The sequence below is a fragment of the Gemmatimonas sp. genome (assembly GCF_044376735.1).
Taxonomy (GTDB): domain Bacteria; phylum Gemmatimonadota; class Gemmatimonadetes; order Gemmatimonadales; family Gemmatimonadaceae; genus Gemmatimonas.
The window spans coordinates 1-6,910 of the sequence record NZ_JBILKJ010000141.1 but is presented as its reverse complement, the minus strand read 5'-3'; the positions used below and the strand labels follow the sequence as shown (position 1 = coordinate 6,910).

The window sequence follows — 6,910 nt, the reverse complement described above, 5'->3', positions numbered from 1 at the left end:
CGGGAAGCCGGTGGCTGTGAGGTAGTTGGGGAGCGCGTCGAACCACACGTACGTCCCCTGTGTCTCTCCGTTGGAGAGCACGAGCGGGAAGGGCACGGCCCAGTCGAGACGGGCGCGCGACGCCGAGATGTCGTCGAGCCCCTGCGCCAGCAATCCGAGAATCTCGTTGCGACGGCTCTCGGGCTCGATGAATGACGGATTGGTGGCCAACAGGTTCTGCAGGAATCCCTGATACTTCGAGAGGCGGAAGAACCAGTTGCGCTCTTCGACTTCCTCGAGCGTGCGCGTGGCATGCAGCACGCACTTTCCGTCCACGATATCGGCGTCCTGCTTGAAGGCTTCACAGCCGACGCAATACATGCCGGTGTAGGAGCGTTCGTAGAAATCCTCCGGATTCCGTTCGGCGATCATCCGGATCAGGGCCTGCACGCCAGCCTTGTGGTGCGGCTCGGTGGTGCGGATGAACTGGTCGTAGGAAATGCCGAGTTTGGACCAGATCGCCTGAAAGCGCGCGGCAATTTCATTGGTGAAGGCCTGCGGGGCCACGCCATCCTTGGCGGCCGTCTGCTGCACCTTCTGGCCGTGCTCGTCCATGCCGATCAGCAGATGCACGTCATCGCCGCACTGGCGACGATAGCGCGCAATCACATCAGCGCCGATCTTCTCCAAGGCATGGCCAAGGTGCGGATCGCCATTCGCGTAATCGATGGCGGTGGTCAGGTAGAATCGCGGCACGTCCGGCTTACTCCTCGTTGTCATCGCCATCGTCGGCGTCGTCATCACCCTCGGGGGGCATCGGCGAGCCGTCCGGCTCCGTCTGGCGTCGCTGTTCCGCGGCGCGGAGACGTCGACCACCACGACGGCCACGCCGCCGCTTGCGACGGGTCGCGTCGGCGGCCGCGTCTTCGGCCGCCACTGGGGCGTCCGCATCCGTCGCGTCCTGCTTGGGCTCACGCTCTCGGGTGAGCTCGGGCTCCGGCGCTCGCTCGATCGTACGCGCTGGTGGCAACGCCATCATCGCGGCCGCCAACGGACCGATCTCGGTCTCAACGGTGTCGAGCATCGAGTGTACCGCCGCGTCGACGGGATACTCCGCGGGATACTCCACGGCGGGCGACGGCACGTCGTCGTGCGCGTGATCGATCGGTTGGTCGAGCCCTTCGAGTTCGACCCGGAGATCGGCCAGCGCAATGACGCGACTGTCGCCCTCCGCCGTGCGCAGCGTGATGCGCTCGTGGAAGATGTCGCAGGCGATCACCTTCTCTTCGCCCAACGCCGTGGTCAGAATCTTCCCTTCCTTCGGGAACTTGCGGCGGCTCAGCACATAAAACTCGTGCTCGTAGCGCAGGCAGCACATCAGCCGCCCACAGGCACCGGAAATCTGCTGCGGGTTGAGCGAGAGCTTCTGGTCCTTCGCGACCCCGAGGTTCACGGGACGCAAGTCGGGGAGCCACGACGCCGAGCAATACTCGCGGCCGCAGCGTCCCACGCCCGAGAGGCGCTTCGCTTCGTCGCGCACGCCGATCTGCTTCAATTCGATTCGCGTGCGGAACATGGCGGCCAGATCGCGCACGAGACCGCGGAAGTCCACGCGGCGTTCGGCGGTGAAGAACAGCGTGAGTTTGCGCCGGTCCCACTGCCACTCGGCGTCGGTCAGCTTCATCACGAGATGGTTCGCTTTTACACGCTCCATCGACTTGCGACGTGCGTCCTCGTTCTCGGCCGTCAGCTCGCGGTCGAGCTGTTCGTCGGCCTTCGTGGCCAGGCGAAGGGCGGCCCGCGGTGGCGGGGCCGTGCCGCAGCCATGGGCGCAGCCGTTGCAGCGGACCTCGGCCAATTCGCCGGTCGAGTGCACACGCCCAAAATCTTCACCTCGATCAGCCTCGACGATCACCCCTGCCCTGAGTGGGGGTGCCGTCTCGCCGGTCCAGCTGAAGAATTCTTTCCGGTTGCCGCGGAACGCGACTTCGATCAGATGCGCCACGGCGTGAAAGCTACTCGGTGAACTGCCCCATGCGCAGGAACTTCTCCCGTCGGCGGCGCACGAGTTTGTCCGGCTTCAGGCGACGGAGCTCTTCGAGGTTTCGCACGAGGCTGTCGCGAAGATTGTTGGCGGTCGTGGCATGATCCGCATGGGCGCCGCCAACCGGCTCGCGGACGATCTCGTCGATCACCCGGAGCTCGATCAAATCGGGGGCCGTGACGCGCAGCGCCGTGGCCGCCTTCTCGCGCATCTCGGGGCTCTTGCCATCCTTCCAGAGAATGGCCGCGCACCCTTCCACCGAGATCGTGGAGTACACGGAGTTCTCGAGCATCAGCACGCGATCGGCCACGCCAAGCGCCAGCGCACCGCCTGAACCGCCTTCGCCGATCACGGTGGCGATGATGGGCACCTGCAGGTTGCTCATCTCAAGCAGGTTGCGAGCGATCGCTTCACTCTGGCCGCGCTCCTCCGCACCGAGCCCCGGCCATGCACCCGGCGTGTCGATGAACGTGAGCACCGGCACCTGAAATTTCTCGGCGAGCTTCATGAGTCGCAGCGCCTTCCGGTAGCCCTCCGGGTGCGGCATCCCGAAGTTACGGTGCAGGTTTTCCTTCGTGTCGCGGCCACGCTCGTGGCCGATCAGCATCACCGTTTCGCCTTCCAGCCGCGCCCATCCGGCGAGGATGGCCGCATCCTCGCGAAACAGCCGATCGCCGTGCAGTTCCACGAAATCGGTGAAGGCCAGCTTGATGTAATCCGACGTGAACGGGCGGCGCGAAATCCGGGCCACCTGTACGCGCTGCAGCGGCGTCAGTTTCCGGTAGATCTCCACGCGCAGCGCGCTGAGCTTCTGTTGAAGCGGCTCCAACTCCTGGTCGACGTTCAGTGAACGCTCCGACGCGAGTCGCTTCAGCTCCTCGATCTGTTTTTCGAGCTCCGCCAGAGGACGCTCGAACTCGAGAACCGGGGCAGCAGCCATGACAATCCTGGAAAAGGGACGCCGCGCCCGTTAGCTGCCGGCACGCACGAGGCGCACACGATCAGCGCCGAGCAGCGCGCGAAGATCAGATAAGATGGCGGGCGACGCCGCCACGGTAAGGGACCTGGACCGGAACCGAATGATGCGCCCCGTACCATCGTCCCACCGCAGTTCGAGCGGAGCCGAGCCTTCATGCGCCTCGACACTCGCCCGCACGTCGTCCATCACGCCGGGGGCCAGATCCAGCTCCCGACTCAGGTCGATGGCGACCGCCAGTTCCCCGTTGGCCCGCACTTCCGCGAAGCGCGTGACCGAGTCGACGATGAACGTGGCATTCTCGACGCCCTGGTCCTTCCGCGAATAGCCGCCCTTGAGCAGGAGCGGTACATCGGGCCGGACGCGTTCGGCAATCACCGCCCACGCCTCCGGGAAGACCAGCACTTCGGAAGATCCCGAAAAATCCTCGACTGTCAACCGGGCGAACTCGGCCCCCGACCGTTTGGAAATCTGCTTCTTGATCGCTGTGATCACCACACCGATCGTGACCGCATCTCCCGTCCAGTTGCCCAGCTGCGCCACGGTGCTGTTGGTGAACAGTTCGCATTCTGTTCGGTACGGCTCGAGCGGATGGCCGGAAATGTAGAACCCCAGCAGCTCCTTCTCGCGGGTGAGCCGCTCGCTTTCGCTCCACACTGGCACCGACGGAAGCGGCGGAGGCGCCCCGCCGCCGCTGGCGCCCGGCGCGTCCTCGGCGTCGCCACCCAGCAAGTCGCCGAACAGCGACACTTGTCCCTTGGCTGCCTCTTCCTGGCGCAGCGACGCCTCGTTGATGGCATGGTCGAGCGCCGCCATCAACTGCGCCCGGTGCCCACCCAGACCGTCGCATGCGCCGGCGGCGATCAGCGCCTCGAACACCCGCTTGTTACAGACGCGAAGGTCGACGCGGGAACAGAGGTCATACAGCGACGTAAACGGCCCCGCCTCCCGTGCCGCGATCAGCGAGTCGATCGCGCCACGGCCCACGTTCCGGATTGCGCCCAGCCCGAAGCGCACCCGCTTGTCGCCCACCACCGTGAAGCGCCACCCCGACTCGTTCACATCGGGCGCGAGCACCTCGATCTGCATTTCGCGCGCTTCGGCGATGTACTTGATGACTTCTTCGGTCTTCCCGATGTTCGACGACAGCAACGCGGCCATGAACTCGGCCGGGTGGTGCGCTTTCAGGAAGGCGGTGTGGTACGCGACGACGGAGTAGGCGACACTGTGGCTGTTGTGAACGATGACGTCGTTCGCCACGAAGTTGTGCGTGTCCGCAATCTCGAGATCGTAGGTGCGCTGCTCGCCCGCCGGCTCGATCGACACCACCCGATCCCAGAGGACGTCGTTCGATCCGAGTCGCTGCAATGCCGCATCGCCGAAATACGTCGCGAGTCGGTTCACGACCCCGCGCGTGAAGCCGATCTTCTGCGGATTGGTTCCGGCGGGATACAAGTCGCGGGACGACACATCCGCCCCACGCTCCACGTCTGCCCACCGTTCGCCCCGCTCGGCCTTGGCCGCTCGCGTCAATGCGCGGACGGTACCGACCGGAACCAGGTCTTTCGATGGTGCGGGTTCGGTCGCCAGAGGCATGGCCGCGATGGCAGCGCGCTTCGCCGGCGCCACGAGGTGACCGCCGACGCGTTCACCGAAGGCGCGGAGATTGTCCACGCCCGTGACGAACACCTGATAGCCGATGCGCGAGCCCCGCAGGTACGGGAACGTGACCGACCGGACACGACCGAGGATTCCCAGCCGCAGCAGCAGATGCTGCACCTGCTGCGCCAGCCGCTTCGACGACGTGGCATAATAGGCCGATACGTCCCGTGCGTTGATGTGTCCGTCACCGTCCCACATGCGTCCCAGCAACAGGCCAAGCTGCTCATCTGAGAGCGTGAAGGCGCTGGCCGGCACCTCCTTGTTCGTTGCGGTCTTGCCCAGCAGATCCAGGCCACGTGCCCATTCGAAAATGCCGTTCGGTGCCTTCCGGTCTACGCGCCCGGTGTAAACCGACGCCGTGTCCTTGTGCGTGGTGCGCGTGCACCGGACGTTCGGGAACGCCTCCGCCGCCGCGATGAAATCCACGACGGCCGACTCATCCTGGTTGTAGTAATACACGCCGCTGGGATGCCCGAGATTACCCTCGGCGAGCAGGTGGCCAAGCGCAATCACCTCGTGCGCCGCCCACTCCGTACGTGCACCCGACGGCAACGTACGTGGCACGGCGATGTGCTCGCCCACGGAAATCGCATCGAGATTGCGCCACCCGTCGATCAACAGGAATGGGTGATTACCCGTGGCGACGATCTCCCGACCCGACTCCGTGCGCAGGCGGAACACCGGCTTGATGCCGTTGTCCATGACATCCAACACACGACCGCGACCGAGGCGCAGCGTGTCCACGTCACAGGTGGCAACGCTGGTCAACAGCGCGCGCTTCTCGTACACATCGGCAATGCGAACGAGACGACCGGTCGCCGCGTCGTAAATCTCAGTGTCGCCGACCAGGCACTTGTTGAAGCCATACCGCCCGAACGTCTCGATCTGCCCCGAGAGCTCGTCGATGATCTTCGGATCGTAGCCCTTCGCGACCGCCTTCGTCACGAACTTGCCGAGCTCCTTCTTGATCAGCTCCGCGTCCTTCTTACCCACTGCCTTTCGCAACACGTCGGCTTCGGCCAGCGAGATGCCGGCGAGCACCTGCGCCAGACGCATCACCTGTTCCTGATAGGTGATTACGCCATACGTGTTCGAGAGAATCGGCTCCAACTCGGGCAGCGCGTACACCGTGGGCTCGTCGCCGCGCTTCCGCTTGATGTACACGTTGTGCATGCCCGCATCGAGCGGACCCGGACGCAGCAGGGCGTTCGACGCCACCAGGTCGTCGAACCGGTCGCACCGCATGCGCTTCAGCACGTCGGTGGCGAGCGGTGATTCGAACTGGAACACACCACCGGTACGACCGGCGCGCAGCAGCTGATAGGTCTTTTCGTCGGTGAAGCCGCGCTCTTCGAGTACGACGATGGCTCCGGTCCGCTGCTTGATGCTGGCTAGCGTATCGCTGATCACCGTTAGCGTGGTGAGACCGAGAAAGTCCATCTTGAGCATGCCCGCCTTTTCCAGCGCGTTCATGTCGTACTGCGTCACGATCACCCGCTCGTCGTCACCGCCACCGCCCGCACCTTTCGAGGCCTGCGTGCAAATCGGCACGAACTCATCGAGCGGGCCCGGTGCGATCACCACACCGGCGGCATGCACGCCCGTGTGACGCGACAGCCCTTCCAGCGAAATCGCGAAATCCAGCAGTTGCGTATAGCGCGGCTCGTTCTGGTAGAACGCCTTCACCTCCGGCACCTGCTCGATCGCTTCCTTCACCGTCAGCGAGAAGTTCGGTGCATTCGGGATCAGCTTGGCCAGCGCGTCCGTTTCGCCCGGCGTGAAGCCGAGCGTGCGCCCCACGTCCTTCACGGCGGCGCGGGACTTCATTGTGCCGAAGGTGACGATCTGCCCCACCGACTCCTTCCCGTACTTCTGCCGCACGTACTCGATCACTTCGCCGCGTCGCTCGAAGCAGAAGTCGACGTCCACGTCGGGCATCGAGACGCGTTCGGGATTCAGAAAGCGTTCGAAGAGCAGGTCGAACTCGAGCGGACACACATCGGTGATGCGTGTGGCATACGCCACCAGCGAGCCGGCCGCCGAACCACGGCCCGGGCCCACCGGAATGCCGCGGTCGCGCGCGGCCTTGATGAAGTCGGCGGTGATCAGGAAGTAGCCGGCGTAGCCGGTCTTCGTGATCACCCCCAGCTCGTAGTCGAGCCGCTCCTGCACGTGCGCCGGCAGCGGATCGCCGTACCGCGCTTTCGCACCGTCGGTGGAGAGCCGCACGAGGTACTCGTTCTCGGTCT

General features: G+C 64.9%; 4 protein-coding genes. All 4 read right to left on the bottom strand.

Going from position 1 to position 6,910, the window contains the following annotated elements; all coding sequences use genetic code 11:
• Positions 1 to 735: methionine--tRNA ligase (locus ACIRA7_RS13770; protein WP_396221421.1), on the bottom strand; the 735-nt coding region annotated here is incomplete at its 3' end.
• 7 nt (positions 736 to 742) lie between these two features.
• A complete protein-coding gene (locus tag ACIRA7_RS13765; RefSeq protein WP_396221420.1) occupies positions 743 to 1,984 on the bottom strand; it encodes a stage 0 sporulation family protein in 1,242 nt (413 codons plus the stop codon).
• A gap of 10 nt (positions 1,985 to 1,994) precedes the next feature.
• On the bottom strand, positions 1,995 to 2,963 hold the full coding sequence (locus ACIRA7_RS13760) for an acetyl-CoA carboxylase carboxyltransferase subunit alpha (RefSeq protein ID WP_396221419.1): 969 nt from the start codon (positions 2,961 to 2,963) through the stop codon (positions 1,995 to 1,997).
• Between the two features lie 30 nt (positions 2,964 to 2,993).
• On the bottom strand, positions 2,994 to 6,910 hold a 3,917-nt coding region (dnaE, locus tag ACIRA7_RS13755), incomplete at its 5' end, for a DNA polymerase III subunit alpha (protein ID WP_396221418.1).